The organism is Telluria mixta, assembly GCF_029223865.1.
In the GTDB taxonomy this organism is placed as follows: Bacteria; Pseudomonadota; Gammaproteobacteria; order Burkholderiales; family Burkholderiaceae_D; genus Telluria; species Telluria mixta.
On sequence record NZ_CP119520.1, the window covers coordinates 899,367 to 925,794 of the forward strand.

General features: G+C 67.8%; 26 protein-coding genes. 9 read left to right on the plus strand and 17 right to left on the minus strand.

Features of this window, described 5'->3' with window-relative positions; translation table 11 throughout:
* Positions 1-2 precede the first annotated feature (2 nt).
* The 5 genes from P0M04_RS03995 to P0M04_RS04015 form a co-directional block, all read right to left on the minus strand.
* A complete protein-coding gene (locus tag P0M04_RS03995) occupies positions 3-1,106 on the minus strand; it encodes a HupE/UreJ family protein (RefSeq protein ID WP_259448648.1) in 1,104 nt (367 codons plus the stop codon).
* Entirely contained in the window at positions 1,103-2,278 is a 1,176-nt protein-coding gene (locus P0M04_RS04000) for a tetratricopeptide repeat protein (protein ID WP_259448647.1), read from the minus strand. The genes P0M04_RS03995 and P0M04_RS04000 overlap by 4 nt, the downstream gene beginning before the upstream one ends.
* A complete protein-coding gene (locus tag P0M04_RS04005; RefSeq protein WP_259448646.1) occupies positions 2,275-2,535 on the minus strand; it encodes a hypothetical protein in 261 nt (86 codons plus the stop codon). The genes P0M04_RS04000 and P0M04_RS04005 overlap by 4 nt, the downstream gene beginning before the upstream one ends.
* An 18-nt stretch (positions 2,536-2,553) precedes the next feature.
* Positions 2,554-4,065, minus strand: a complete 1,512-nt coding sequence (locus tag P0M04_RS04010) for a DUF4331 domain-containing protein (protein WP_259448645.1) — start codon at positions 4,063-4,065, stop codon at positions 2,554-2,556.
* Positions 4,066-4,170: 105 nt separating this feature from the next.
* Entirely contained in the window at positions 4,171-5,157 is a 987-nt protein-coding gene (locus P0M04_RS04015) for a LysR family transcriptional regulator (protein ID WP_259448644.1), read from the minus strand.
* Between P0M04_RS04015 and P0M04_RS04020 the strand changes: the two genes are divergently transcribed.
* Genes P0M04_RS04020 through P0M04_RS04030 form a run of 3 tightly spaced genes read left to right on the plus strand, consistent with a single transcriptional unit; the run spans position 5,156 to position 6,626 of the window.
* Positions 5,156-6,043, plus strand: coding sequence for an NmrA family NAD(P)-binding protein (locus tag P0M04_RS04020; protein WP_259448643.1), 888 nt, complete (start codon positions 5,156-5,158; stop codon positions 6,041-6,043). The genes P0M04_RS04015 and P0M04_RS04020 overlap by 2 nt on opposite strands.
* An 8-nt stretch (positions 6,044-6,051) precedes the next feature.
* Positions 6,052-6,288: a hypothetical protein gene (locus tag P0M04_RS04025; protein ID WP_259448642.1), complete on the plus strand. Its 237-nt coding sequence runs from the start codon at positions 6,052-6,054 to the stop codon at positions 6,286-6,288.
* 26 nt (positions 6,289-6,314) lie between these two features.
* Complete coding sequence (locus P0M04_RS04030) at positions 6,315-6,626, plus strand: hypothetical protein (protein WP_259448641.1); 312 nt, start codon at positions 6,315-6,317, stop codon at positions 6,624-6,626.
* Here the strand turns inward: P0M04_RS04030 and P0M04_RS04035 are convergent.
* The 8 genes from P0M04_RS04035 to P0M04_RS04070 all read right to left on the minus strand — a co-directional run bounded on the left by P0M04_RS04035 (position 6,623) and on the right by P0M04_RS04070 (position 15,595).
* Positions 6,623-7,312: a pentapeptide repeat-containing protein gene (locus tag P0M04_RS04035; RefSeq protein WP_259448640.1), complete on the minus strand. Its 690-nt coding sequence runs from the start codon at positions 7,310-7,312 to the stop codon at positions 6,623-6,625. The two genes, P0M04_RS04030 and P0M04_RS04035, sit on opposite strands and share 4 nt — an antisense overlap.
* A gap of 4 nt (positions 7,313-7,316) precedes the next feature.
* The gene (locus P0M04_RS04040; RefSeq protein ID WP_259448639.1) at positions 7,317-7,631 is read right to left on the minus strand and encodes a hypothetical protein; all 315 of its coding nucleotides are present in this window, start codon (positions 7,629-7,631) and stop codon (positions 7,317-7,319) included.
* A 56-nt stretch (positions 7,632-7,687) separates the two neighbouring features.
* Positions 7,688-8,500, minus strand: coding sequence for an STAS domain-containing protein (locus tag P0M04_RS04045; protein ID WP_259448638.1), 813 nt, complete (start codon positions 8,498-8,500; stop codon positions 7,688-7,690).
* Between the two features lie 97 nt (positions 8,501-8,597).
* Positions 8,598-10,247: an ATP-binding protein gene (locus P0M04_RS04050; RefSeq protein WP_259448637.1), complete on the minus strand. Its 1,650-nt coding sequence runs from the start codon at positions 10,245-10,247 to the stop codon at positions 8,598-8,600.
* Positions 10,240-11,754: an ATPase domain-containing protein gene (locus P0M04_RS04055; protein ID WP_259448636.1), complete on the minus strand. Its 1,515-nt coding sequence runs from the start codon at positions 11,752-11,754 to the stop codon at positions 10,240-10,242. The genes P0M04_RS04050 and P0M04_RS04055 overlap by 8 nt, the downstream gene beginning before the upstream one ends.
* 73 nt (positions 11,755-11,827) lie before the next feature.
* Positions 11,828-13,060, minus strand: a complete 1,233-nt coding sequence (glcF, locus tag P0M04_RS04060; protein ID WP_259448635.1) for a glycolate oxidase subunit GlcF — start codon at positions 13,058-13,060, stop codon at positions 11,828-11,830.
* Between the two features lie 7 nt (positions 13,061-13,067).
* Positions 13,068-14,111, minus strand: a complete 1,044-nt coding sequence (glcE, locus tag P0M04_RS04065) for a glycolate oxidase subunit GlcE (protein WP_259448634.1) — start codon at positions 14,109-14,111, stop codon at positions 13,068-13,070.
* Between the two features lie 2 nt (positions 14,112-14,113).
* Positions 14,114-15,595 (minus strand): FAD-linked oxidase C-terminal domain-containing protein, encoded by a 1,482-nt coding sequence (locus tag P0M04_RS04070; RefSeq protein ID WP_259448633.1) that lies wholly within the window; start codon positions 15,593-15,595, stop codon positions 14,114-14,116.
* 74 nt (positions 15,596-15,669) lie between these two features.
* Between P0M04_RS04070 and P0M04_RS04075 the strand changes: the two genes are divergently transcribed.
* From P0M04_RS04075 to P0M04_RS04085, 3 genes are read left to right on the plus strand one after another with little or no spacing between them, the layout of a single operon-like run.
* Positions 15,670-16,224: a cob(I)yrinic acid a,c-diamide adenosyltransferase gene (locus P0M04_RS04075; RefSeq protein ID WP_259448632.1), complete on the plus strand. Its 555-nt coding sequence runs from the start codon at positions 15,670-15,672 to the stop codon at positions 16,222-16,224.
* A 10-nt stretch (positions 16,225-16,234) separates the two neighbouring features.
* Complete coding sequence (locus tag P0M04_RS04080; RefSeq protein WP_259448631.1) at positions 16,235-17,281, plus strand: rhomboid family intramembrane serine protease; 1,047 nt, start codon at positions 16,235-16,237, stop codon at positions 17,279-17,281.
* Positions 17,278-17,973 carry a 2OG-Fe(II) oxygenase gene (locus P0M04_RS04085; RefSeq protein WP_259448630.1) on the plus strand — a complete coding sequence of 232 codons (696 nt, stop codon included), beginning with the start codon at positions 17,278-17,280 and terminating at the stop codon, positions 17,971-17,973. The genes P0M04_RS04080 and P0M04_RS04085 overlap by 4 nt, the downstream gene beginning before the upstream one ends.
* Here P0M04_RS04085 and P0M04_RS04090 read toward each other — a convergent pair.
* The 4 genes from P0M04_RS04090 to P0M04_RS04105 all read right to left on the minus strand — a co-directional run bounded on the left by P0M04_RS04090 (position 17,966) and on the right by P0M04_RS04105 (position 23,048).
* Complete coding sequence (locus P0M04_RS04090) at positions 17,966-19,882, minus strand: PAS domain-containing hybrid sensor histidine kinase/response regulator (RefSeq protein WP_259448629.1); 1,917 nt, start codon at positions 19,880-19,882, stop codon at positions 17,966-17,968. The two genes, P0M04_RS04085 and P0M04_RS04090, sit on opposite strands and share 8 nt — an antisense overlap.
* Positions 19,883-20,013: 131 nt before the next feature.
* Positions 20,014-21,882 (minus strand): 1-deoxy-D-xylulose-5-phosphate synthase, encoded by a 1,869-nt coding sequence (gene dxs, locus P0M04_RS04095; protein WP_259448628.1) that lies wholly within the window; start codon positions 21,880-21,882, stop codon positions 20,014-20,016.
* Positions 21,883-22,779: a polyprenyl synthetase family protein gene (locus tag P0M04_RS04100; RefSeq protein WP_259448627.1), complete on the minus strand. Its 897-nt coding sequence runs from the start codon at positions 22,777-22,779 to the stop codon at positions 21,883-21,885.
* The gene (locus P0M04_RS04105) at positions 22,776-23,048 is read right to left on the minus strand and encodes an exodeoxyribonuclease VII small subunit (RefSeq protein WP_259448626.1); all 273 of its coding nucleotides are present in this window, start codon (positions 23,046-23,048) and stop codon (positions 22,776-22,778) included. The genes P0M04_RS04100 and P0M04_RS04105 overlap by 4 nt, the downstream gene beginning before the upstream one ends.
* 466 nt (positions 23,049-23,514) lie before the next feature.
* On the opposite strand from P0M04_RS04105, the gene P0M04_RS04110 reads away from it, so the two are divergent.
* The 3 genes from P0M04_RS04110 to P0M04_RS04120 are packed head-to-tail and all read left to right on the plus strand — an operon-like array spanning position 23,515 to position 26,428.
* On the plus strand, positions 23,515-24,630 hold the full coding sequence (locus P0M04_RS04110; RefSeq protein ID WP_259448625.1) for an aromatic ring-hydroxylating oxygenase subunit alpha: 1,116 nt from the start codon (positions 23,515-23,517) through the stop codon (positions 24,628-24,630).
* Between the two features lie 13 nt (positions 24,631-24,643).
* Positions 24,644-25,555 (plus strand): DMT family transporter, encoded by a 912-nt coding sequence (locus P0M04_RS04115; RefSeq protein ID WP_259448624.1) that lies wholly within the window; start codon positions 24,644-24,646, stop codon positions 25,553-25,555.
* Between the two features lie 9 nt (positions 25,556-25,564).
* Complete coding sequence (locus tag P0M04_RS04120; RefSeq protein WP_259448623.1) at positions 25,565-26,428, plus strand: sulfurtransferase; 864 nt, start codon at positions 25,565-25,567, stop codon at positions 26,426-26,428.

The window sequence follows — 26,428 nt, forward strand, 5'->3', positions numbered from 1 at the left end:
GCCTACACGGGGAGCAGCTTGAGGTCGAACAGGCGCTCCCCCAGCCACAGCGCGGCCACCAGCATGATCGCGCCCGATCCGCCCACCAGCACCACGCGCCGGTAGAACCACGTGCTGCGCAACAGCCAGGCGAGGGGCAGGAAGGCCGCGACGATGGCCAGCTGGCCGATCTCGACGCCGACGTTGAAACCGACCAGCGACGCCGCCAGCGCTCCCGGTTGCAGGCCGAGGTCGGCCAGCACGCTGGCGAAGCCGAAGCCGTGCACGAGGCCGAACAGGAAGGCCGCGGCCCAGCGCCGGCCGCGTGCGACGGGCAGCACGTTGTTCAGCGCCGCCAGCAGCACCGACAATGCGATCGCCGACTCGACCCAGCGCGACGGCAGCGCCACCACACCCAGCGCGGCGAGGCTCAGCGTGATCGAGTGCGCCACGGTGAACGCCGTCACGATCTTCAATACGTCCGCCAGCGCCGCGCGCAGGCCGCCCGCCAGCACGGCCGGCAGCAGCAGCGACACGAGGAACAGGATGTGGTCGTAGCCGATCCAGATGTGCAACATGCCGTGGCGGACATAGGCCAGGAAACCGTTGTCCGCGCCTTCGCCCACGGTGGCACGCGGATGGTCGCTGCCGAGCACCAGGGTGCGCACGTCGTCGCCGTCACGCACGCTGGCGAGGCCCTTGTGCTGCGGGTCGACGTCGGCGAACAGGCGGTATTCGACGGCGAGCTGTCCGGTGCGCGGACAATGGGCGGCGAACGCCAGCACCGTGTACGTGCCGTCCGTGTGCGTGTCGACCAGCTGCCTGCCCGGCACGAGGTCGCAGGCGACGCCGCCGCGCTCGAGGTGCAGGCGCGCCAGCGCATACGCGGCGATGGCGTCGTGGCGGTGGCGGACTTCGTCCCAGGTCAGCCGGCCATCGTTGTCGGCATCGAGTCCGATGGCATAGTCCAGGTCGCGCAGCGCGATGTCCCACTCGCCGCGCACATTGGCACTGCCCTGCTCCAGGGCCAGGCGCAGGTACGCGTCGCTCGGCTTGTGCGCCAGCGCCGGCAGCGACCACGTCGCGCCGGCGAGGAGCAGGGAAAACAGGATCCACAGGCGCTTCATGCCTTGCCTCCGTTGGCGTTAAATTTTGCGGCGAGACGCGCGAGCTGGACGTCTTCCACGCGCGCGCTGCGCATCCAGTCGAGGACCGGGCGGGCCGCGGCCACGTCGCGCGCGGCGAACGCCGCTTCCAGCAGGATGCGGGCGTCGGCCGTCTCTTTTTGCACGTCCCAGTTGCGGCGCGCGATCGCCAGCGCGCGGCGCGCGTCGCCGCGCAGGGCCAGCTCGAAGCGGGCCTGCTCGCGCAGGTGGACGCCGTCGCCGCGCCGCTCGCCCGCGTCGAAGCGCGCCGCCAGCTCCGCCAGTTCGGGGCCCAGGCGCGCTGCAAGCGCGTGGCGCAGCAGCAGGCCGTCCACGCGGGCGTGCGGCGCCAGCAGCGCGGCCGCCTCGCCGCGGCGGCCGGCGTCCAGCAGGAAGTCGGCATAGGCACCCAGCAGGTACGTGTCGCGCGGGGCGAGGCGCAGCGCGTCACGGAAGCGCGCCTCGGCCACGTCCGCGGCGCCGCGGCGCTGGGCCATTTCGGCCAGCATCGTCAGCACCCAGGCGTCGACGGCCGGGGTGTCGGCGCCGCCCGCGCGCGCGCGTACGGCCGCGAGCAGGCGTTCGCTCGCGGCCAGGCGGCCGTTCATCGCGCCCACGTTGGCGATGCAGGCCGTGGTCACGAGTTCGTCGGCGAGGCTGGACAGGCGCGCGCAGCTCTGCGTGGCCGCGGTGTAGTCGGCGCGCACGGTTTCGACGGTGGCGCGGGTCAGCCAGGCCTGGGCGTTGTCCGGCTGCTGCGCCGTCAGGGCTGCGAGGTCGGCCAGCGCTTCGGGAAAGCGGTGCTCGCTCTGCAGGAGTGTCGCGCGCAGCAGGCGCACCTGCGGCGGCGGCGCCGGCTGATTCCACCATGGCGCCAGCGCGGCCTGCGCATAGCCGTAGTAGCGCGGGTCGGCGTCGCGCCGGCCGACTTCGATGTAGCGGCGCGCGACCTCCACCGCGCGCGGCAGGTCGCGCGGCGCTTCCTGGAGGCGCGCCCGCAGCGCGCGCAGTTCGCGCTGCTGCGGATCGGCGCGCCACGGCAGATCCTCGAGCACCTCGGCGCCGCTGGCCGGCAGGCGCGGGGCGGCGCCCGCCCCGGCTGCGCAGGCCAGCAGCGCCGCCACCAGGATACGGATGGCGGCGCGGGGTGTCATGGCACCGCCTGCGGCTCGGCGTCTTCCGGCATGGTCGCCGCGGTGTCGTCCACCGCGGCCGGTTCGGCATCGTCCGACGCGCTCGCGGCCAGGCTGGCGATCTGCACGGTGAACTTGTCCGTCGCCGGCGTGCCGCCGCCCGACGTGGGCGGTGGCGGCGGCGGCGGGGTCGTGGCGACGCCGTCGTCGTGGTCGCTGCCGCCGCACGCGGCCAGCAGCGCGCCGACCAGCAGCATGGATGGCAAGAGTTTCCTCATGATCGTCTCCTTCGCGACTTATTGTTGCGGCGAACCCGGCAGCGGGGTCTTCAGGTACGGGAAGCCGTTCGTGAAGAAGCTGTCGTCCAGGTATGCGCCATCCGTGAAGTGCAGGCCGCCGGCCGGCGCGTCGGACGGCGCGCAACCCAGGTTCAAGGTGCACAGCTTGCCCATCACGACGCGCAGCGCGATGTCGACCACGTCGTCGCCCGGACGGCGTCCGTTCGGAAAGCCGGCGTTGTCGCCGTCGATCACGCCCAGGCGCTTCTGCGCACCCATCGCCGCCGGGGCAATCGACGTGTTCAGGCGCAGCATCTCGGACGGCGTCACCTTGGCCGGCTGGTTCAGGCCCTTCACACCGGTCAGGAACGCGGTGACGAGGTCGTTGCGCGGGAAGTTGGTCGGCGCCTTGGCACCGGCGCTGCCATACAGGATCTCGACCAGGGCCGGCAGCGTCGGATGCGTGACGTAGTCGGCGAACTGGCCATCGTTCATCGGCTTGCTGGCATTGAAGCGGTCCTTGTCCTTCAGGCCGATCACGACTTCGTTCACGAGCGGCATGCCCAGGCGCGACACCTGCGTCCACGCACCGCCCTCCTTCGACGCGCCGCCGCCGGCCGGCACCGGATTCAGCAGGCGCGCCTGGCGCATGCTGGCCGTCGTCCAGCCGCCGATCACCGGATCGCCGCCGGCGATGAGGCAGGACGCGGCGACTTCGAGCTCGATGCTGGTCACGTTCTTGCCGGCCAAATCATCCTTCGCGGCCTTCTCGGCGTTGGCCGCGAACTCCGTGGCCGGCGCCTTGATGTTGATGAGGTCGAACGTCTCGCCCAGGTTCACGACGAACGGGTCCTTGCGCTGGCCGACGAACATGCGCGCCGGCGTCGAGCAGCCCGGAATGTTGACCGCGTAGACGTGCTTGGCCGCGTACGCCGCGTAGTTCGGGATCGATTTGTTGCCGATGTTGTCGAGTGGCTTATCGAAGGTCGATCCACCGCCCGTGGCGTTGGTCACGGGGCTGCGCTGGCCGGTGCGGCGGTCGCCGCGAACCACGTTGACGGTATAGGTCTCGCGCACGTTGGCACCGGGCGCGTTCGGGTCGGCGATGGCGCCGCCGTTGATCACGAGCGGGATCGACACCTTCTTGCCGCCGACGGTCAGCTGGGTGTCCTTGTTCGCGTTCTGGAACCGGAACTGGAATGTGATGTCTTCCTTCGCGTCGCCATTGTTGTCGACGTGGATCTCGTACAGCGCGTCCGGATCCATCATGAAGTAGTTCGGGCCGCCCTGAGGATCCTGTAGCGGCACGTAGTTCGCGATCAGCGTCACGAAGCCGTCGCGGCCCGCTTCGTAGCTGCGGAACATGTAGAAGTCGGTGGCGTCGACTTTCGGCTGCTTCGTGATGAACGGCGCTTCCCGGTGGCTGGACGCCTGCACGGGCACCTGGATCGCGGCGCCGGCGCACAGGCTCGCGACCAGCACACGCAGCGCGACGCCCCCGGCGGTTTTGGATTTCTTTTCTTGAGACATGATTCCCCCTCTCTTGCTTGGTCAAGGTTGACGATTGAGCACGAATGCCCTCTTTGTACGCAGGCGGGAAGCGGGTGGATTCAGGTTTTTGAAGAAAATTTGGACCTACGAGGCCACGATGTCGACGAGTTGTTGCCTGACCCAAATATGGGCGGGGTCGCCATGGACGCGTTCATGCCAGATCATGGCCGGCGCCAGGGGCGCAACCACGAGCGGCAGCGCCACGACCGTGAGCGGGAGCTTGTCCGCCAGCCGGCGCGCCAGGCGGCCCGGCAGCGTGAGGATCATGTCGCTGTCCGCCACCAGCATCGCACCCGCGATGAAATGGGGGACACGCAGCGCGACGTGGCGCGTGAGCCCCCGTGCCGAGAGTGCGACGTCGACCGCGCTCTCGCCCAGGCCGGAAATGGTGACTGTAACGTGGCGCAGGGCCACGTACCGTTCCAGGCTGAGCCCACCGGCCACGCCGGGATGACCGGACCGCACGACGCACACGTAACGGTCGGTATGGAGTCCGCGCCGATGCAGGCTGCCTGGCAGGTCCCCGAAGATGCCCAGCGCCAGATCCGCGCCGCCCTGCTCGACGAGCCGCACGTTGTCCCCGGCAGGTTGTGCGATGTGGAGACCGAGTGCGGGCGCCTGTCGTTCGAAGCGGGCGACCAGGTCGCCAAGGACCACGAGGCTCAGGTGATCGTGCGCGGCGATCGTGATCTTCCCCGTTGCGGCGGCGGGATCGAAGACGGCAGGCGCGACGATACCGCGGGCGTCGTCCAGCAACCGGGTGACACGGCCTGCCAGGGCCTCGCCGCGTGGCGTCAATTCGAGCCCGGACTTGCCGCGGACAACGAGGCGATCGCCCAGCATCGTGCGCAGTCGTCCCAGTGCGCGGCTGGCGGCCGGCTGGCTCAAGCCCAACCGGAGACCCGCCTGGGTGACGCTGCGCTCCCGGACGAGTGCTTCGAACAGTTTCAGCAGGTTGAGGTCGACTCCGGACAAATCCACTTGGCGCATTGTCGTTATGACTTTCATGTCATTGATGCATGTTCCGCAATCATGCACGCTTCCAGTTCTACTTAACAGGAGAATTTCCATGACTACTTCCCTTCCCTACGCCGTGTTCGGCGTCACCGGCCGCACCGGCGCCGCCGCGGCCGATGCACTGTTGCGTGCCGGCCAGTCTGTCCGCGTCGTCGTGCGCAACCCGGCGCAAGGCTGCCAGTGGGCCGAACGCGGTGCGGCGATTGCGGTCGCCGACCTGACGGATCCGGTCTCGATGACCACGGCGCTCAGTGGCGTCCGGGGCGCCTGGGTCGTCAGTCCTCAACAGTACGGCCGCGAGGACCTGTTCGAGCACGCCGACCTGATTGCCGCCACCACGGCGCAGGCGGCTGCCGCGGCGCGCGTGCCAAGGCTCGTGGCCCTGTCGTCGGTGGGCGCCGACCGCGAGACCGGCACCGGCTGGATCGGCATGAACCGCATGTTCGAGCAGCGCCTGGGAGAATCCGGCGTGCCTGCCGCCTTCCTGCGCGCGGCCTATTTCATGGAGAACTGGACGCCCATGGTCGGACACGCCGTACGCAGCGGCACCCTGCCGACGTTCCTCGCGCCGCCCCAGCGCGCCATGCCGATGGTGGCCACCGCGGACGTCGGCCGCGCCGCAGCCGCCTTGCTGCAGGAAGCATGGACGGGTCACCGCATCGTCACGCTCGCGGGCCCCGCGGACTATGCGCCGAACGATGTCGCCGCCAGCGTTGCGGCCACGCTCGGGAAGCCGGTCGACGTGGCCGTCCTGCCGGAAGCGCAGTGGCCCGACGCGCTGGCCGATGCGGGCTTCTCGACAGCCGCACTGGCCGGCTTCATCGAGATGACGCGGGGCCTCAACGGCCCGCATATCGACATCGGGAGCGATCCGGCCGCCGTCGCATGGGCGGGGACCACGCCGCTGGAAAAGGTCATCGCCGGACTGGCGACGCGCTAGAATAAAGCATGGACCAGCCCTACATCCCGATCAACTGCGAGCGCCATGACGAACTTCTGGCGCTGGCCACCTTGCGCCGCCCGTGCACGCTGGACATGGCACGTCCCGACGGCACGCTCGACAACTTGGCGGGCGTGATCGAGGATGTCTATGCCGATACCGGCGTCGAATATTTGCGCCTGCGTGGCGGCCCGACCGTCAGGCTGGACTGGATCCGTACGCTGGACGGTCGGCCTTTTCCCTGAATCGAATGCGTCTTTGGCTAACATTATTGGTGCTGGTGACGGTCAGCGTGTTCGCTGTCCTCGCCCTCACTTTGGCGATCGAAGGCAACAGCAAAGCCGCTGCCGGTGCATTCATCATCACGATCCTGCTGGCGCCGCTCCTGTTCGAAGCGATCTGGCCCGGCAAATACACGTTGCGCAAACCCGATGGCGACATGGAGGACAATCTCGTCAATCGCCTGCGGCAGTTCCGCGCCGATCATCCTGGCCTCGACGGCACGATCCTGCTTGGCGTGATGATACTGCTGGGTATTGGCCTGATCGCGGACATGCTGGTCCGCTTCGTCCGGCTATTCTAGGCCACGTTCAGCCCCAGCCCCCGCACCAGCTCCGCCGCCTGCCGCGTGGAGATCGTCGCCCCGGCAAACTGCTTCGCATTCGACAGCTTCAGGCCGCCGAGGTCCGCCTCGCGCAAATCGGCCGCGTCGAAGCGCGTGTCCTTGATGTGGGCTTCGCGCAGGCTGCAGCCCTCTTCGAACACGGCCTCGCGGAAGTCGCAGCCCGACAGATCCGCATCGGCGAAATCCAGCCCGCGCAGCACAGCCTTGCGGAACGACATGCGGCGCACATCGGCGCCGACGAGCAGGCAGTCTTCGAACGACAACCCCAGCTGGCTCACTTCCTCGAAGCGCGCGCCCGTCAGCTTGCAGCCGCGGAACGCCACCGATGCCAGCTTGGCGCGGCGCCATCCGGCATTGTTCAAATCGCAGGCGTCGAACTTCGAATCGACCAGGTCGGCCGATTCGAAATCCGCATGGCCGCCACGGCAGCGCTGCCAGCGCGTACGCGCCAGGTTGGCGGCATAGAACGACGTCTCGGCCACGGCGCAGCGGATGAACGCGCAATCCTGCAGGTTCAGGCGCGACAGGTCCGCGCCGGTGAGGTCGCAGTCTTCGAAGACGAGCAGCGTGTCGGCCGCCAGCAGGGTGTCGATGCGGGCGCGGTCGACCGGCTCGCCGCTCAGGGTCACAGTGGTCCGGGACATACGATCAGCGCGTCTCGACACGCGCCGACGCGTGGATGGTGCAACCGCGGTGCACGTTTTCCAGGAAGCGCAGCGCTTCCTCGATCCGGCATGAGGACGGAAGCATGCGGCCCAGCGATTCGTCGTCCGCGATGCGGTCGACGCCGTAGGCGATCGCGCGCGAGATGTCGCGGGCCTCGCGGCCGTCGCTGTTGTACAGGGCGTCGTACACGCCGACCTCTTCCCACAGGGGCACGTAGCCGGGGCTGATGCTGTCCTGGAAGGCGACGGACGGCGCCGCATCCTCGTCCTGGGATATCAGCCGAAACACGAAACTCACCGGGTCCTCCATCGATCACTGAAACAGGGCGCCGATGCTACCACGGCCCGCGTTTTTCAGTCGGCCGCCGCCCTGGTCGCGTGGAGAAACGCATCGGCCAGCGTCGCTTTCGTGACGACGCCGGCGAGGTCCACGCCGAGATGCACGATGGTCTGGGCGATCTGCGGCCGGATGCCGCTGAGGATGCAATCGGCCCCCATCAGGCGGGCCGCCGCGATGGTCTTCATCAGGTGTTGCGCGACCATCGTGTCCACCGTGGGAACACCCGTGATGTCGATGATGGCGGTATGGACATGGGTCGCGGCGATCCGGTCGAGCAGGCTTTCCATTACCACTTGCGCGCGGGCGCTGTCGAGCGTGCCGATCAGGGGCAGGGCCAGCACGCCCTCCCACAGGCTGATGACCGGCGTCGACAGCTCCAGCAATTCCCGCTGCTGGCGCGCGATGATCTGCTCGCGGCTGCGCTGGAAGCCGTCGAGTGCGACCATGCCCAGCTGGTCCACCCAGGCGTCGACGGTCCGCAGGGTTGCGGCCAGCGCGACGGGTTCGGCCGCAAGGTGGGCCTGCAGCAGATCCGCCAGCGGCTGCTTGACCGCGAACACGAAAGCCACGGTCGCAGCCGCCGTCGAGCCGCCGCCGGCACGCGCCCTGGTGATGTCGTCGAGCGTGTCGCGCATGCCGCGCCAGGCGCGGTCTTCGATGCCGCCGGCCTGCGGGTCATCGACGGCCACGGCGAACGCCTGCAGGAAGCGTGCGCAGTGCGCCGGGATCGACGGCGTACCGGCGCGCTCCAGCCAGGCGGCGCACAACGCCGAATGGTTGTCGCGCACCAGCTGGCCGAGCTGGACGGCATGGGGTTGGGGAATCATCGGTCGCTCCTGGTCGGGGTCGGGCTATGGAAGTCTTGCGCCGACCGAGGAGGCATCGGAGATTAACTGCGTGGTCGCTGGACTATACCACCGTTTGTCAGCCCAGGTTCGCCACGCGGGCGACAGCGGCGCCCAGTTCGGCGAGCTGGAACGGTTTGCGCAGCACGGCGTCGCTGCCGATCGCGTGTTCGATCGCGCCCATGTCCGCGTAACCCGTCGCGACCAGCACGGGCAGGCTGGGGAACATCGCGCGGGCGCGCACCGCCAGGTCGACACCCGTCATGTCCGGCATCAGGTAGTCCGTCAACAGCAGGCCAGGCCGGTTTCCCGCCAGCGCCGCCAATCCCTCACCGCCGTCGCCCGCCTGCGACACGTGGCAGCCGAGGGCCAACAGGGCATCGACGATCCCCGCGCGCACGGATTCGTCGTCCTCGACGACCAGGACGCGCAGGCCGGCCAGCTTGCGGCGGTCCACCGCGGCGGGCCGTTCCGACACCGTGGCGTCATGCGCGGCGGGCATCCAGATCTCGATCGTCGCGCCCTCGCCCGGGACGCTGTGCACGAACGCGTCGCCGCCAGATTGCTGGGCCATGCCGTACACCTGGCTGAGGCCCAGGCCCGTGCCCTTGCCCACGCCCTTGGTGGTAAAAAACGGCTCGAACACTTTCGCGGCCACTTCGGGCGACATGCCGGGACCGTTGTCGGACACCGCGACGCGGACATAGTCGCCCGCCGCCAGCGTCCCGGCGGGCGGTCGCGCGCACGAGGCTTGCAGCCAGATGCGCCCCCGCCCGCTCATCGCGTCGCGCGCGTTGATCATCAGGTTGAGCAGGGCCATTTCCATCTGGCTCGCGTCGGCCAGCACGCTGTCCACGTCGTCGTCCACGGACATCACGAGCTCGACGCCCGCCCCCAGCACCGGCCGCGCGAGCTCCTCGACGCTCTCGAACAGGGTGCGCACCGGCAGCGGGCGCAGGTCCAGCGACTGGTCGCGCGCGAACGTCAGCAGCTGGCCCGTGAGCTTGGCGCCGCGCCGGCACGCCGCCTGCGCCGTCTTCGCGCGCGCCAGCGTCGATTCTTCGCGCGAGAACATGGCGATAAGCTCCATGTTCCCCTGGATGACGTTCAACAGGTTGTTGAAATCGTGCGCCACACCGCCCGTGAATCGCCCCAGGAATTCGAGCTTCTGCGCCTGCGCCATCGCCTGCTGCGCGCGCTCGCGCTCCATCACTTCGGCCGTGAGCCGGTCGTTGGCCTGCGCCAGCGCCCGCGTGCGCTCCCCGACGCGCGCCTCCAGGTTCGCATTCAGCGACGCGAGCTGCGCCAGCACCTCGCGCGCCTCGTACTGGCGCTTGCGTGCGCGCAGCGCGGAGCCTGCCGCCGTGGCCAGCGTGTCCGCGCTCAACGGCCGTTCGAGCAGGAGAACGTTGCCGAGGGCGGCGAAGGTCGCCTTCAGTTGCGCCGGCGCGGCGCCGTAGCGCTTGGCCAGCAGGACGACGAACGGAAAGTCCGACCACGGTTCCTGGCGCGCCAGCCATTCCGAAATGCGTGCCAGGGTACGCGCCGACAGCGCCTCTTCCGCCACGATGGCCGCCGCCGCGCCCTGCCCGATCGCCTCGATCAATGCGTCGGCATCGGCGACGACAGCGCACCCGGCGCCATCGCGCTCGACGACGCCGGCAATCACGTCGGCGTCACGCCCGTGCGGGGCGAGGACCAGGACGCGCTGTTCGCGATGGTCAGCCATTGGCATCGGATTCGATCATCATGGGCGTCGATCCGCGGTACGTCGGCAACCCCGTCAGGACACCCTCGAAGCCCTCGAGCGGGTTGCCCACTTCCACGCCGCCGGCACCGAGCTGGAGCTCGTGAATCGTCAATGCATGGTGCGCCGTCCGGCTCTTGGAGACCGTGATCGCCCGGCGCAACTTGCCGCCGGACTCAAAGTAACGCAGCAGCATCGTCGAATCGCTCAGGTAGCTGAGATCGACGTCGCGCGCGGCCTCCCCGACGACGCCATGCTCGCCGAGGATCAGCGCCGTCGTGATGCCCTTCTGGTTGAGGTAAGCGAGCAGTTCGTGCATCTGCAGCAGCAGGAACTGCTCGCCGGGCATCGCCTGCAGGTAGGCGTTGAGGCTGTCGATGGCGACGAAGACGGCGCCGTCGGTTTCCACGGCGTCGCGCAACATCTGGGCGAACTGGCCCGGCGCCAGCTCGGCCGGGTCGATGTGGCGCACCGTCAGGAGGCCCGACTCCAGGTGCGGCGCGAGGTCCAGCCCGAGGGTGGCGGCACGCGTGAAGAACGTCCCCATGCCTTCGTCGAACAGGTAGTACGACGCTTTTTCGCCCCGCTCCAGCGCCGCCAGCATGCAGCGGACCACGACGGTCGTCTTGCCGACGCCCGACGGTCCGACGAACAGCGTATTGGTCCCGGCGACGAGGCCGCCGCCGAGCAGCATGTCGAGTCCGTCGGATCCCGTGGAGCGCGTCACCGGCGTGAACGCCGCCGTGTGTTCCGCCGCGACGAGCCGGGGGAAGATCCGGATGCCGCCGGTGTCGAGGATATAGTCGTGATAGCCGCCCCGGAACTTGATGCCTCGCATCTTCATGATATTGACGCGGCGGCGCTCCTTGCCGAATTCCTTGGCGATCTGTTCCAGGCTGATGACGCCGTGCGCGATGCTGTGCAGGTGCTGGTCCGACTGGTTCGTCTTGTCGTCAAGCATCAACACGGTACACGCACGTGACGCAAAAAATTGTTTGAGTGCAAGGATCTGGCGACGGTAGCGCAGCGGGTTCTGGGCCAGCAGGCGCATTTCCGACAGGCTATCGAACACGACACGCGCCGGATTGATCCGGTCGACCTCTTCCATCACGCCCCGCGCCGTCTCGCCCAGCTCGATCTCGGCCGGATGCAGGATCGACTGCTGTGCCTCCGGATCGAGCGCCTCGTCGCTGGCCAGCTCGAAGATCGACAGCTGGTCGAGCGACCAGCCATGGCTTTCCGCGACGGCATCGAGCTCATCGGCGGTTTCCGACAGCGTGATGTACAGCCCGGCTTCCCCCTTGGCAACGCCGTCGAGCAGGAATTGCATGCCGAGGGTCGTCTTGCCCGTGCCGGGGGTGCCTTCGACCAGGTACACCCGCTCCGCGGTCAGGCCGCCGCCGAGGATGTCGTCCAGCCCAGGCACCCCGGTGGAGACGCGGTGCGCGGGTTTGCGGGAAGTGCGGCGGGAGACAAGCGATTCGGCCATGCAGAAAACGTCCTGTAAAGATGGGCGCCATGCACTCTGGATGAACGCGACGGCAAGACCATTATAGGACGAATCAGCGGCTCGTCAGCGCGCGGTCGACGAGCTCGATCCAGTGCGTCACCGGCGTCGCCGTCCCCGACTGCAGGTGCGAGATGCAGCCCACGTTGGCCGAGACGTATTCCTGCGCCCCCGTCGCCTCCAGGTTGGCGAGCTTGCGGTCGCGCAGTGCGTGCGCGAGCTCGGGATGCAGCACGGCATACGTGCCGGCCGAGCCGCAGCACAGATGGCTTTCCGCGCACAGCACGACGTCGACGCCGGCCGCGCGCAGCACGCCCTCGACCTTGCCGCGGATCTGCTGGCCGTGCTGCAGGGTGCACGGCGGGTGGAACGCGACGCGCTCGTGGATGCGGCCGGACAGCAGACGGGCGATCTCGCCCTCGAAGTCGCACATCACTTCCGACAAGTCCTTCGTCAGCGCCGAGATGCGCGCCGCCCTCGAAGCATACGCCGCGTCGTGCGCCAGCAGGTGGCCGTAGTCCTTGACCGTCACGCCGCAGCCGGATGCCGTCATCACGATGGCTTCGATACCGCCCTGCTCCACGTACGGCCACCACGCGTCGACGTTGCGGCGCATGTCGGCGAGGCCGCCGTCCTGGTCGTTCAGGTGGAAGCGCACGGCACCGCAGCAGCCGGCCTTCGGCGCCTCCATGAGCTGGATACCGAGGGCGTCGAGCACGCGCGCGGTCGCCGCATTGACGTTCGGCGCCATCGCCGGCTGCACGCAGCCTGCCAGCACGAGCATCTTGCGCGCGTGGTCGCGCACGGGCCAGTGGCCGGGCGCGCGCGCCGGTTGCAGCTTGTCCTGCAGCGTGGGCGACAGCAGCGGACGCACCATCCGCCCCGCCTTGAACGCGGGCTTGAACAGGTGAGAACGCGGCAGGAATTCCTTCAAGGTCGTGCGCTTTACCCTGTCCGCGAGCGGGCGCGGCACGCGCGCTTCGACCACCTTGCGGCCGATGTCGACGAGGCGCCCGTACTTCACGCCGGACGGGCACGTGGTCTCGCAGTTGCGGCACGTGAGGCAGCGGTCGAGGTGCAGCTGCGTCTTGCGCGTGGGCGTCTCCCCTTCCAGTACCTGCTTGATCAGGTAGATGCGGCCGCGCGGGCCATCCAGCTCGTCGCCCAGCAGCTGATAGGTCGGACACGTGGCGGTGCAGAAGCCGCAGTGCACGCAGGCGCGCAGGATCGCGTCGGCCTCGATGCCCTCGGGCGTATCCTTGATGAAATCGGCGAGATTCGTTTGCATGATTTTTTTAAAACATCCGGCCCGGGTTGAAGACGCCTGCCGGATCGAACCCGGTCTTCAAACGTGCGTGGATACGCGCGATGGCCGGCGCCAGCGGCTGGAACACGCCGACGCTCTTGTCGCCGCCGCGGAACAGCGTCGCGTGGCCGCCGCACGCTGCCACGGTCGCACGGATGCGTTCCGCCGCATCGCCAGGTGCGCGCAGCCAGCGCTGCGCCCCGCCCCACTCGATCAGTTGCGGGCTGCCCAGCACGATGGCGCCGACCGTCGACGGCACGGACAGGCGCCACAGCGGCATGTCGCCTTCAAAGAATGCGTGCTGCTGTTCGCGCAGGCTCGCCCAGAAGCGTGCGCAATCCGGCATCACTTCACCGCCCAGGGTGCGGATCGCATTGTCGACGGCCGCATTCGCACCGGACAGCCGCAGCGCCAGCATGCCGTCGTGCCAGCAGCTCGCGGAGATCGGCAGCGGCTGGCCCGCCCACTCGTTCAGGTTGCGGATCGCATCGATCTCGTTCACGCCCCCGAACACGAGCGTCGCCTCGCGCGGCGCGCGCGGCAGCACTTTTACGGAGACTTCCAGCAGCAGCCCCAGCGTGCCGAGCGAACCCGCGAGCAGGCGCGACACGTCGTAGCCGGCCACGTTCTTCATCACCTGGCCGCCGAACGACAGCACGTCGCCCTTGCCGTCGAGGAGCTTGCAGCCGAGGACGAAGTCGCGCACGGCGCCTGCGTTGGCACGACGTGGCCCGGACAGGCCGGAGGCGATAACGCCACCGATCGTCGCGCCGGTGCCGAAATGCGGCGGCTCGAACGCCAGCATCTGCCCCCGCTCCGCGAGCACCGCCTCGATCCCGGCCAGCGGCGTGCCGCAGCGCGCCGTGATCACGAGTTCCGTCGGCTCGTAGTCGACGATGCCGGCATGGTCGCGCGTGTCGAGGATGTCGCCGTCGAGCCGCTGGCCATACCAGTCCTTGGTGCCGCCGCCGCGGATGCGCAAGGGGCGCCCGGCGCGCACCTGTTTCTGAAACTGTTCGATGAGGTTCTGCATGGTCAGAAGCGCGGCAGGTTGGCAAACGGCAGCACGCCGCCGGACACGCGCATGCGGCCCAGTTCCGCGCAGCGGTTCAGCGTCGGGATGGCCTTGTTGGGATTGAGGAGCATGCCCGGATCGAACGCGCGCTTCACCGTGAAGAATGCGTCGAGTTCCTGCGCGCCGAACTGCACGCACATCGAATCGATCTTCTCCACGCCCACGCCGTGCTCACCCGTGATGGTGCCGCCCACTTCCACGCACAGCGCGAGGATGGCGGCGCCGAAGGCTTCCGCGCGATCCAGTTCTCCCGGCTGGTTCGCATCGAACAGGATCAGCGGGTGCATGTTGCCGTCGCCCGCGTGAAACACGTTCGCGCAGCGCAGGCCGAACGTCGTTTCCATCTCTTCGATCCGCGCCAGCACGTGCGCGAGCTGCTTGCGCGGGATCGTCCCGTCCATGCAGTAGTAGTCGGGCGAGATGCGGCCGGCGGCCGGAAAGGCGTTCTTGCGGCCGGACCAGAAGCGCAGGCGCTCAGCCTCGCTCTGCGACACCGTGATCGCGCTGGCACCGGCCTCGCGCAGCACCTCCGTCATGCGCGCGATTTCTTCCGCCACTTCGAGCGCCGTGCCATCCGCCTCGCACAGCAGGATGGCGGCCGCGTCGAGGTCGTAGCCCGCCTTCACGAACGGCTCGACCATGCGCGAGGACGTCCGGTCCATCATCTCCAGCCCGGCCGGGATGATACCGGCCGCGATCACGCTGGCAACCGCGTTGCCGCCCGTCGCCACGTCGTCGAACGAGGCCATGATCACTTGCGCCTGTGCCGGTTTCGGCACGAGTTTCACCGTGACTTCCGTGACGATGCCCAGCATGCCTTCCGAGCCGATGAACACGGCCAGCAGGTCGAGGCCGGGCGCATCCAGGGATTCTCCGCCAAGCTCGATGACGTCGCCTTCGATCGTACAGACGCGCACGCGCAGGACGTTGTGCACAGTGAGGCCGTACTTCAGGCAGTGCACGCCGCCCGAGTTCTCGGCCACGTTGCCGCCGATGGTGCAGGCGATCTGCGACGACGGGTCGGGCGCGTAATACAGGTTGAACGGCGCGGCCGCTTCCGAGATGGCGAGGTTGCGCACGCCCGGCTGCACGACGGCCGTGCGCGCATACGGTTCCACGCGCAGGATGCGGTTGAGCCGCGCCGTCGAGATCACGACGCCGTCCGCCAGCGGCTGCGCGCCGCCGGACAGGCCCGTGCCCGCGCCGCGCGGCACGATGGGCACGTTCAGATCGCGGCAGACTTTCAATATCGCGAGCACCTGCGCCTCGTCGTCCGGCAGGGTCACGACCATCGGCAGTTGCCGGTAGGCGGCCAGGCCGTCGCATTCGTATGGCCGGGTGTCCTCGGGATCGGCGAGGACGGCGCGCGCGGGGAGCACGGCACGCAGCGCGGCGGCGACCTGCTGCCTTCGCTCGGGGTCGACTGGAATCGAGGGAATCATGGAACGATTGTAAGCACAATCCCGAGGATTTGGCGTATGCTCCGGCTATCTTTTTTCGTGGGCAGGATATAAGCATGGGCAATCGACTTTCGAAGATCGCGACCCGCACGGGCGACGACGGCAGCACCGGCCTCGGCGACGGCAGCCGCACCGGTAAAGACAGCGCGCGCATCGCGGCGCTGGGCGACGTCGACGAGCTGAATTCCTTCGTCGGCCTGCTGCTGTGCGAAGACGTGCCGGATGACCTGCGCGAGGAACTCGTCACGATCCAGCACGACCTGTTCGACCTGGGCGGCGAGCTGTGCATCCCCGGCTACCAGATGATCAAGGACGAGCAGGTGGCGCGCCTGGACGCCCTGCTCGAGAAATACAATGCCGACCTGCCGGTGCTGAAGGAATTCATCCTGCCCGCCGGCTCGCGCGCCGCGTCGCTCGCGCACGTGTGCCGCACCGTATGCCGCCGCGCCGAGCGCGCCATCGTCGCGCTGTCGAAGACCGACACGATCAACGCGCAGCCGCGCCAGTACGTGAACCGCCTGTCGGACCTGATGTTCGTGCTGGCGCGCGTGCTGAACCGTTACGAAGGCGGCAGCGACGTGCTGTGGCAGCACGAACGCAAGCGCACCTGACGGAGTGCGGATGACGGCAACCTTCGACGTCCGCTTCCACGCCGGCCGGGCCAACTGGCCGGCCAATCCGTTCCACTTCCAGGGCAAGGGCCAGGTCGTCGTCGAACCCGACTTCGTCCTCGTGCGCGGCAGTACCCACCGCTCGTTCCGCTTCCCGGCGCGCGCGGAACACCGGCTGCGCATGGTCGACATCGTCAATGCGCACAGCGAAGGCGAGGACGTGTACTTCCACGTGCTGGGCGTGCGCGAAAACCTGTCCGTCGGCTTTTCCGCGCCGGACGCGGCGACGGCACAGCAGCTCCTCGCACTGCTGCCCGCGCGCCAGACCGAGGCCTTCGCCGTCGCCCACGCGGAACGCAACGCCTTCCACGACCGGATCGATTACTGGAGTCCGTCCACGCCCGTGATCTGGACCTTGCTGGCCCTGAACATCGGCATCTACTTCCTCATGTGGCTGGTGCGCCGCAACGTGCCCGGCGGCGCGATGGGATCGATGCTGGGCTGGGGCTGGAATTCGACCTACGACGCGATGCTGCGCTCGGTCCAGCTCGTTGAGTGGGGCTCGAACACGGGCCGCCTGACCCTGCACGGACAACCGTGGCGGCTGTTCACGTCGCTGTTCCTGCACGGGAGCCTGCTGCACCTGGCGTTCAACATGATCGCGCTGTGGCAGGTGGGCCAGCTCGTCGAGCGCCTGTTCGGCAGCCTGCGCTTCATCGCGCTGTACCTGTTCGCCGGCCTGTGCGGCAGTATCGCCAGCGTGATGTGGAGCATGCTATGGAGTTCGTCCGTGAACAGCGTGGGGGCGTCCGGCGCGATCTTCGGCATCGTCGGCGGCCTGTTCGCGTTCATGCGGCGCGAGAACAGCGGCATGCCGCCCACCGTCGTGAACGACCTGCGCGGCTCGCTGCTGCCGTTTTTGGTGTTCAACCTGGCGGCCGGCTTCCTGTATCCTCACACGGACAACGCGGCCCACATCGGCGGCCTGGTCGGGGGCTGGCTGGCCGGCCATGTGCTGGCCCGCTCGCTGCACGTGCCGGCGGAGAAAACCACATGAGCGACGACTTCATCGGCATCTACGACGGCGCCCTCACGCGCGCCGAGTGTGCGCAAATTCTCGAACGCTTCGAGGCGAGCGACAAGCACCAGCGCGGCCGCACGGGCATGGGCGTGGACGTGGCGAAGAAGGACAGCTGGGACATCACCATCAGCCAGCACAAGGAATGGCACGACGTGTGCAACCTGATGGCGACGGCCGTGCGGCGCCACCTGGTCGAGTACATGGACCGCTACCGCGCGCTGCTGCTGGGTGCCCTCGCGCCCACGGTGGCGCATCCCGCCACGGGGCAGCCGGTGGCGCTCTCGCTGGACAACTTCGACGAATGCGGCCGCCCGCACCTCGATGCGCTCGTGCAGGCCATGTACCGCCTCGGCGCGATCAACCTGCAAAAATACCTGCGCGGCAGCGGCGGCTACCATCACTGGCATTCCGAGATCTATCCGCAGAACGCCAGCTGCGAAACCCTGCACCGCGTGCTGCTGTTCCAGTTCTACCTGAACGACGTGGCGGACGGCGGCGAGACCGAATTCCTGTACCAGGGCCGCAAGATCGAGGCGCGCCAGGGCCGGCTGATCATCGCCCCGGCCGGTTTTACCCACACGCACAAGGGCCATGTCGCGACCAGCGGCGACAAGGTCGTGGCCACGTCGTGGATCCTGTACCGCCGCGCCGAGGATCTGTTCAAGTAGGACGGCTGGCGAGCGCGTTCTGCAGCGACTCGAGATCGATCGGCTTGACGAGGTGCTTGTCGAAGCCCGCCTCCGCGGCGAGCCGGCGGTCGCTGTCCTGGCCGTAGCCGGTGATGGCGACGAGGAACGCGTGCCGTGTCGCCGGTTGCGCGCGCAGGCGCCGTGCCAGTTCGTAGCCATCCATGCCCGGCAGGCCGATGTCGAGCAGGCATACCTGCGGCGCCTCCGTGCGGGCTCGCTCCAGCGCGCGCTGCGGATCGTGCTCGATGCTCACGCGATGGCCGGACGCTTCCAGCAGCAGGCCGAGCGTCTCGGCCGCGTCGACGTTGTCGTCCACGACCATGATCGTCAGGCTGCTTTCCCGGGCCACCACGTGCGCGCCGTCGCGCGGCACGTCTGGCCCGGCGGCGTCCGCGAGGAGCGGCAGGGTCACTGTGAAACGGCTGCCGCGGCCGGGGCCTGCACTCTCGCATGCGACGGTGCCGCCGTGGAGCTCGACGAGGCTGCGCACGAGCGCCAGGCCCAGTCCCAGCCCGCCAGAGGCGCGGTCGGACGTGCGCTCGGCCTGGGCGAACAGGTCGAACGCGCGCGCCACGAGCTCCGGCGCCATGCCGATGCCGTTGTCGACGACGTCCACGGCCACCTCGTTACCCAGCACCTTTGCCGCGAGCCGCAGCCGGCCGCCTTCCTGCGTGTACTTGGCGGCGTTGTTGAGCAGGTTGGCGAGGATCTGCACGAGCCGTTTCGCATCGCCCATCACCGGCATGGACTGCGCGGGGACGTCCACGTCCAGCTGCTGGCGCCGCGTACGGACGAGCGGCATGACCTGTTCCACCGCGTCGGCCACGATGGCGCGCATGTCCAGCGCCGCTTCGTCCAGCTCGACCTGGCCGCGGGTGACGCGCGACACGTCCAGCAGGTCGTCGATCAGTTCCGTCATGTGACCGACCTGGCGGCCGATGATGTCGCTCGTCTTGCGCACGAGGCCTTCGTCCAGGCGCGCGCGCTGCAGCAGTGCGGCGGCCGCGCCGATGGGCGCCAGCGGGTTCCTGAGCTCGTGCGCCAGCATTGCGAGGAACTCGTCCTTGCGGCGGTCCGACTCCCGCAGCTTTTCCTCGGCCAGCTTGCGCTCCGTGATGTCGCTGGCGGCGCCGATCCACTCCTCGATCTCGCCGCGCGCGTCGAGCATCGGCACGGCCCGGGAATACGTCCAGCCCACGCTGCCGTCCAGGCGGTGCACGCGGTGTTCCAGCTCGAACGTGGACTTGGCGCGGATCGCCGCGTCGATCGCGTCGTGGATGCGGTCCTGGTCCTCCGGCGGGATATACTCGTCGACCCAGTAGCGGCTCGCGGCGGACGTGTCCTTGAGATAGCCGCGGCCGTCGAGCTGGCGCAGCTGGCTCCAGTCGGCACTCATGCGGTACACGACGTCCGCCGTGGCATTCGTCAGCGCCCTGTAGCGCGCCTCGCTCTCGCGGAGTGCGGCTTCCGAACGCACCTGTTCCGTCACGTCGATGGTCGTGTGCGCGATGCACAGGATGCCGCCGTCGGCGTCGAAGACCGGCGTGCTGACGGCGCTCCAGAACCGTTCCTCGAAGCCGGTCTCGCCGTTCGGCAGCACGACGGGAATCGGATAGCGCTGGGCCGGCAGCCGGTCCGGCTGCCCGGTCGCGAGGACGCGGGCGAGCGAACGGCGCAGGACCGTCTCGCCCGTGTCGGCGGGATCGTCCGGGTTGCGCGGGAAAGCGTCGAACAGGCTGACGCCGACCAGCTCTTCGCGCGTGCGACCCGACGCCTTCAGGAACGCGTCGTTGACGGCGAGGATGGTCGCATCGGGTGCAGGCGACAGCAGAGAATGCCCGATCGGGGATTGATTGAAAACGGCGTCGAACAGGGCGGGAGAAAGCATGGACCGTGCTTTCGGAGTCAATGACGCGGCATTATAGGGCGGCGGCGACAAACGCGGCGGCCGATTGTCCAAAGCAAAAACGCCACCGCCGGCCGGGCCGGGGTGGCGTTTTCGTGGACTCTAGCGCAACGTCAGGTGTTGTTGACCACCAGGCGCGGCTCGCCGATGCCGAAGCGCTCGCGGATCGATGCGCCGATACCGTGTGCATCCAGGCCGACGGATGCGAGCAGCAGTGCCGGGTCGCCATGGTCGATGAAACGGTCGGGCAGGCCCAGGATCAGCAGCGGCTTGACGATGCCCGCTTCCGCCAGCGCCTCGGCCACGGCGGAACCGGCTCCGCCCATCGTGCAGCCCTCTTCCACCGCCACCAGGTAGTCGTGGTTCTGCGCCAGTTGCCTGACCAGTTCGACGTCCAGCGGCTTCACGAAGCGCATGTCCGCGACGGTCGCGTTCAGGCTGTCGGCGGCACCGAGGCTCGGCGCCACCATCGAGCCGAACGCCATGATCGCGACGCCCTTGCCTTCGCGCCTGACGATGCCCTTGCCGATCTCGAGGACGTCCAGCGCCGGCTCGATGGCCGCGCCCACGCCCGCGCCGCGCGGGTAGCGCACGGCGGCCGGGCCTTCGAAGCGGTAGGCCGTCGTCAGCATCTTGCGGCACTCGTTTTCGTCCGACGGCGCCATCACGACCATGTTCGGGATGCAGCGCAGGTAGGCGATGTCGTAGTTGCCCGCGTGCGTGGCGCCGTCCGCGCCGACGAGGCCCGCGCGGTCCAGCGCGAACGTCACGTCCAGGTTCTGCAGCGCCACGTCGTGGATCAGCTGGTCGTAGGCACGCTGCAGGAACGTCGAGTAGATCGCGACGACGGGCTTCATGCCTTCCGTCGCCAGGCCACCGGCGAACGTCACGGAATGCTGCTCGGCGATGCCGACGTCGAAGTAGCGGTCCGGGTATTCCTGGTTGAAGCGCACCATGCCCGAGCCTTCGCGCATCGCCGGCGTGATGCCGACCAGGCGCTTGTCGACATGCGCCATGTCGCACAGCCAGTTGCCGAACACCTCGGTGTACGTGATCTTCGTCGCCTTCGCGGGCTTGATGCCCTCGCTCGGATTGAACTTGCCGGTGCCGTGGTACAGGATCGGCTCGGCCTCGGCCAGCTTGTAGCCCTGTCCCTTCTTCGTCACGACGTGCAGGAACTGCGGGCCCTTGAGCTTCTTGATGTTTTCCAGCGTCGGGATCAGGGAATCCAGGTCGTGGCCGTCGATCGGGCCGATGTAATTGAAACCGAATTCCTCGAACATCGTGGCCGGGACGACCATGCCTTTCGCATGCTCTTCCAGCTTCTTCGCCAGTTCCAGCATCGGCGCCGGCAGCATCGTCTTGCCGACGTTTTTCGCGGCCGCGTAGAACTGGCCCGACATCAGGCGCGCCAGGTAACGGTTCAACGCGCCGACCGGCGGCGAGATCGACATGTCGTTGTCGTTCAGGACGACGAGCAGGTCGACGTCGTCCTCGACGCCCGCATTGTTCAGCGCTTCGAACGCCATGCCGGCGGTCATGGAGCCGTCGCCGATGACGGCGATCGCCTTGCGTTTTTCGCCCTTGATCTTCGCGGCCGTTGCCATGCCGAGGGCCGCCGAGATCGACGTCGACGAGTGCGCGGTGCCGAACGTGTCGTACACGCTTTCGTCGCGCTTGGGGAAGCCGGACAGGCCGTTCAGCTGGCGCAAGGTGGGCATGCGCTCGCGCCGGCCCGTGAGGATCTTGTGCGAATAGGTCTGGTGGCCGACGTCCCACACGATGCGGTCTTCCGGCGTGTTGAACACGTAGTGCAGCGCGATCGTCAGCTCGACGGTGCCGAGGTTGGACGACAGATGGCCGCCCGTCTTCGACACGGAATCGAGCAGGTACTGGCGCAGTTCATGGGCCAGCGGCGTGAGCTGGGTACGTGGCAGCTTGCGCAGGTCGGCCGGGTCGTTGATGGTATCTAGCAGTTTCATTTATGCCTTCCGCTGCACGATCAGGTCCGCGATCTCGCGCAGCCGCAGTGCTTGTTCTCCGAACGGCGCGAGCGCGTCGTGCGCCTGCTGCCGCAATTGTTCGGCCAGCGCCTTCGACGGCTCCAGCCCAAGAATCGACACATAGGTCGGCTTGTTGTCCGCCGCGTCCTTGCCGGCCGTCTTGCCCAGCGTGGCCGAGTCGGCGGTCGCATCGAGGATGTCGTCCACGACCTGGAACGCGAGGCCGATGGCGCGCGAGTACGCGGCCAGCGCTTCCTGCTCGTGCGACGCGAGATCGCGGCCGGCCAGCGCACCCAGCAGCACGGACACGCGCAGCATGGCGCCCGTCTTGAGCTGGTGCATGCGCTCCAGCTGCTCGAGCGTGAGGCTGATGCCGACGCTGTCCAGGTCGATCGCCTGGCCGCCGCACATGCCTTTGCTGCCGGCCGCTTCGGCCAGCAGGCGCAGCATGGTCACGGTGCGCGCGGCCGGTACGGTCGTCGTGCCGGCCAGCACCTCGAAGGCTTGCGCCTGCAGCGCGTCGCCGACGAGCAGTGCCGTCGCTTCGTCGTACGCGACGTGCACCGTCGGCTTGCCGCGGCGCAGGGCGTCGTCGTCCATGCACGGCATGTCGTCGTGCACGAGGGAATACACGTGGATCATCTCGACGGCGCTGGCGGCACGCGCCAGCGCATCGGCATCCGCGCCGAACAGGGCACCGCTCGCATGCACGAGCAGCGGGCGCACGCGCTTGCCGCCGCCCAGCGCCGTGTAGCGCATCGCTTCGTGCAGCTTCGTCGGCACCTGGCTTGCGGGCGGCAGGAAGCGGTCGAGGGCCGTTTCGGCATCGGCCTGCACGGCCTTCATCCAGGCCTGGAAATCCTGCGGTGCGCTCATACGTCGTCCTCGCCGTCGGCGCTGAACGGTTTGAGCATCTCGCCTTCCAGGACCTTCACCTGGGACTCGACTTTTTCCAGCTGGGCCGCGCAATAGCGCACGAGCTCGGAACCGCGTGCATACGCGGCCACCGAAGCTTCCAGGGGCAATTGCCCACTTTCCATTTGCGTCACGAGTTGGGCCAGTTCGGCCATCGCCTGCTCGAAGGACTCCGGCGGCTGCGCGGTGGCCGGTGGTGCGGCGCTCTCCGCGTTTGTTTTATTTGGCATAATGAGTTTGATCGATTCGGGGCCGGGCGACACCACGCGCAACCCGTGCGCGGCGTGCCAGTCTAATCGCTTATTCTAAACAATCCTGTATCGACATGAACGGTGCGCCTGTCGCCGCCAACTTGCAAGCAAGGATACATTTTATCGCAAAGCGCCTCGGGATTCATGAAAACGATGCCGTTTAGGCAATTTTTGAACACCCACGTACCACAATCCCGCGCGGGCCCGGGACTGGGGGGCCTTTTACAGGCTATAATCTCCGGTTCTGTCTCCGAAATACCGTATTCCGCTCTTTAAAGGAGCGAGAACTCCGAATAAGCGGCAGCAGTGTTGGTCGGGATGCGACGCCTCGGGCGCGCCCGCTCGACCACGTTGCGGCTCGCCTGGAAATCTCGATGCTCCCCTAAAAATACTGGTTCTCGGATTCTTTCTCTTCTTTGGCTGAAATCTGTAAAGGGGGGTTGGGATGTCCGATCTGGCTACCCACGCCAAGCTGGCGCGTTCGCTCGCCCAGCTTCCGGTAACTGTCTACTTCGACGACGCGCTGTTGCAGCGTGAATTGCAGCAATTGTTTCTCAAGGGGCCCCGCTACGTCGGGCACGAGTTGATGGTGCCCGAAAAGGGCGATTTCGCGACCCTGAAATCGGAGAACGAGGGTCGCATGCTGGTGCGCAACGCGCAGGGCATCGAGCTGATGTCGAACGTCTGCCGCCACCGCCAGGCGCTGATGTTCAACGGCCGCGGCAACGCCAAGAACATCGTCTGCCCGTTGCACCGCTGGACCTACGACCTCAAGGGCGAACTGATCGGCGCACCGCATTTCGCGGACACGCCGTGCCTGAACCTGTCCAGGACGCCACTGCAGAACTGGAACGGCCTGCTGTTCGAACAGAACGGCTACAACGTGATGGACAAGCTGAAGCACATGTCCGTGACGAAGGACCTGGATTTCTCGGGCTACATGTTCGACCACGTCGAGGTGCACGAGTGCGACTATAACTGGAAGACCTTCATCGAGGTCTACCTGGAGGATTACCACGTCGAGCCGTTCCACCCGGGCCTGGGCAACTTCGTCAGCTGCGACGACCTGCGCTGGGAATTCGGTCCGGACTACAGCGTCCAGACCGTGGGCGTGCATCGCGGCCTGCAGAAGTCGGGTTCGCCGGCCTATAAAAAATGGCAGGAGCAGGTACTGAAGTTCAACAACGGCCAGGCACCGAAATACGGCGCGATCTGGCTGACCCTGTATCCGAACATCATGGTCGAGTGGTATCCGAACGTGCTGGTCGTGTCGACCCTGTGGCCGCTGGGTCCGCAGAAGACGCGCAACGTCGTCGAGTTCTACTATCCGGAAGAATTCGTCCTGTTCGAGCGCGAATTCGTCGACGCGGAACGTGCCGCCTACATGGAGACGTGCGTCGAGGACGACGAGATCGCCCTGCGCATGGATGCCGGCCGCAAGGCGCTGATGGAGCGCGGCGTGACCGAGGCGGGGCCGTACCAGTCGCCGATGGAAGACGGCATGCAGCACTTCCACGAGTGGTATCGCAGCAAGATCGACAATATTCCTCCGGGGATGTGATGGTTAGTTGCTGATGGCACCACTCTGGATGTTGTTCGCCAGCTTCCTGTTCGCCGCCATGGGCGCGACAGTGAAGCTGGCTTCCTCGCTTTACTCGACCTCGGAAATCGTGATGTACCGGGGTTTCATCGGCGCCCTGCTGCTGTTCCCGATGATCCGCCTGCAGGGCGGCTCGTTCAAGACACCCTTCCCGAAAGAACACCTGTGGCGCAGCGTCGTCGGCGTCGTCTCGCTGTGGATGTGGTTCTACGCGATCGCGAAGCTGCCGCTGGCCACCGCCGTCACCCTCAACTACATGGCGCCGATCTGGCTCGCCACGTACATGTTCTTCATCGGCTGGTGGCGCGGCCGGGGCTTGCCCGAATGGCCGCTGGCCCTCGCCATTGCCATGAGCTTCGTCGGCGTGACGCTCGTGCTGCGGCCGGCCGTCGAGACCCATGAATGGGTCGGCGGCCTCGTCGCCATCGGTTCGTCCGTCATCGCCGCGATGGCCTATATGCAGGTGCGCCGCCTGGGCCAGATGGGCGAGCCGGAATACCGCGTCGTGTTCTATTTTTCCGTCACGATGGGCCTGGCGGGCCTCGTCGGCTCGCTGCTCGGCAACGGCGTGAATACGTTCCGCCCGCAATCCTGGCACGGCATGGGCCTGCTGCTGGCGATCGCCGCCAGCGGCCTGTTCGCCCAGATCGCGATGACGCGCGCCTACCGCATCGGCAAGGTGCTCGTCGTCGCCAACCTGCAGTACACGGGCATCGTCTTTTCCAGCCTGTGGGGCATGGTGCTGTGGGGCGACGTGTTCGACTGGCATGTCTGGCTGGGCATGGGCGTGATCCTCGTCTCGGGAATCGCCGCGACGTTCTACAATACGACGCGCACGGCGCGCGGCGCCGTCGTCAAGGAAACCGACCCCATCGCCAGCGAATAAGAGGAGCCCATGTCCACCTACACGACCCTGATCGAACCCGCCGCACTGGCTGCACACGTGAACGACCCCAAATGGGTCGTCGTCGACTGCCGCCACGACCTCATGAACCTCGCCGCCGGCCGCGAAGCCTACGCGGCCGGCCACATCCCGGGCGCCGTCTTTGCCGACATGGAGACGGAACTCTCGGGCGCCAAGCGCGACGCCGCCGGCAACTTCCGCGGCCGCCATCCGCTGCCGGAGCAGGACGCGTTCATCGAGCTGCTGCGCGGCTGGGGCGTGGACGACGACACGCAGGTCGTCGCGTACGATGCGCACGGCGGCATGTACGCCGCGCGCCTGTGGTGGATGCTGCGCTGGGTCGGCCATGGCGCCGTCGCCGTGCTGGATGGCGGCCTGCCCGCCTGGCAGGCGGCGGGACAAGCCGTCACCGCCGACGCGCCGGCCCCGCGTGCCCGCGGCAGCATCGCTTCCCGCCCTGCCCTCGTGACGACGGTCGACGTGAATGCGATCCTGCATAACGTGGAACACGGCGGCAAGACCATCGTCGATGCGCGCGCACCGGACCGCTTCCGCGGCGAGAACGAGACGATCGACCCGGTCGGCGGCCATATCCCGGGCGCGAAGAACCGCTTCTTCAAGGACAACCTGCAGGCGGACGGCCGCTTCAAGGCGCCGGATCAACTGAAGGCGGAGCTGGGGGTGGCGGTGGGCGATCCGCGCGACGCCATCATGCAGTGCGGTTCCGGCGTGACCGCCTGCCACAACCTGTTGGCGCTGGAAGTGGCCGGGATGCCGGGTGCGGCGCTGTATCCGGGATCGTGGAGCGAGTGGACGGCGGATCCGAAGCGGGCCGTCGCTACCGGCACCGCCTGA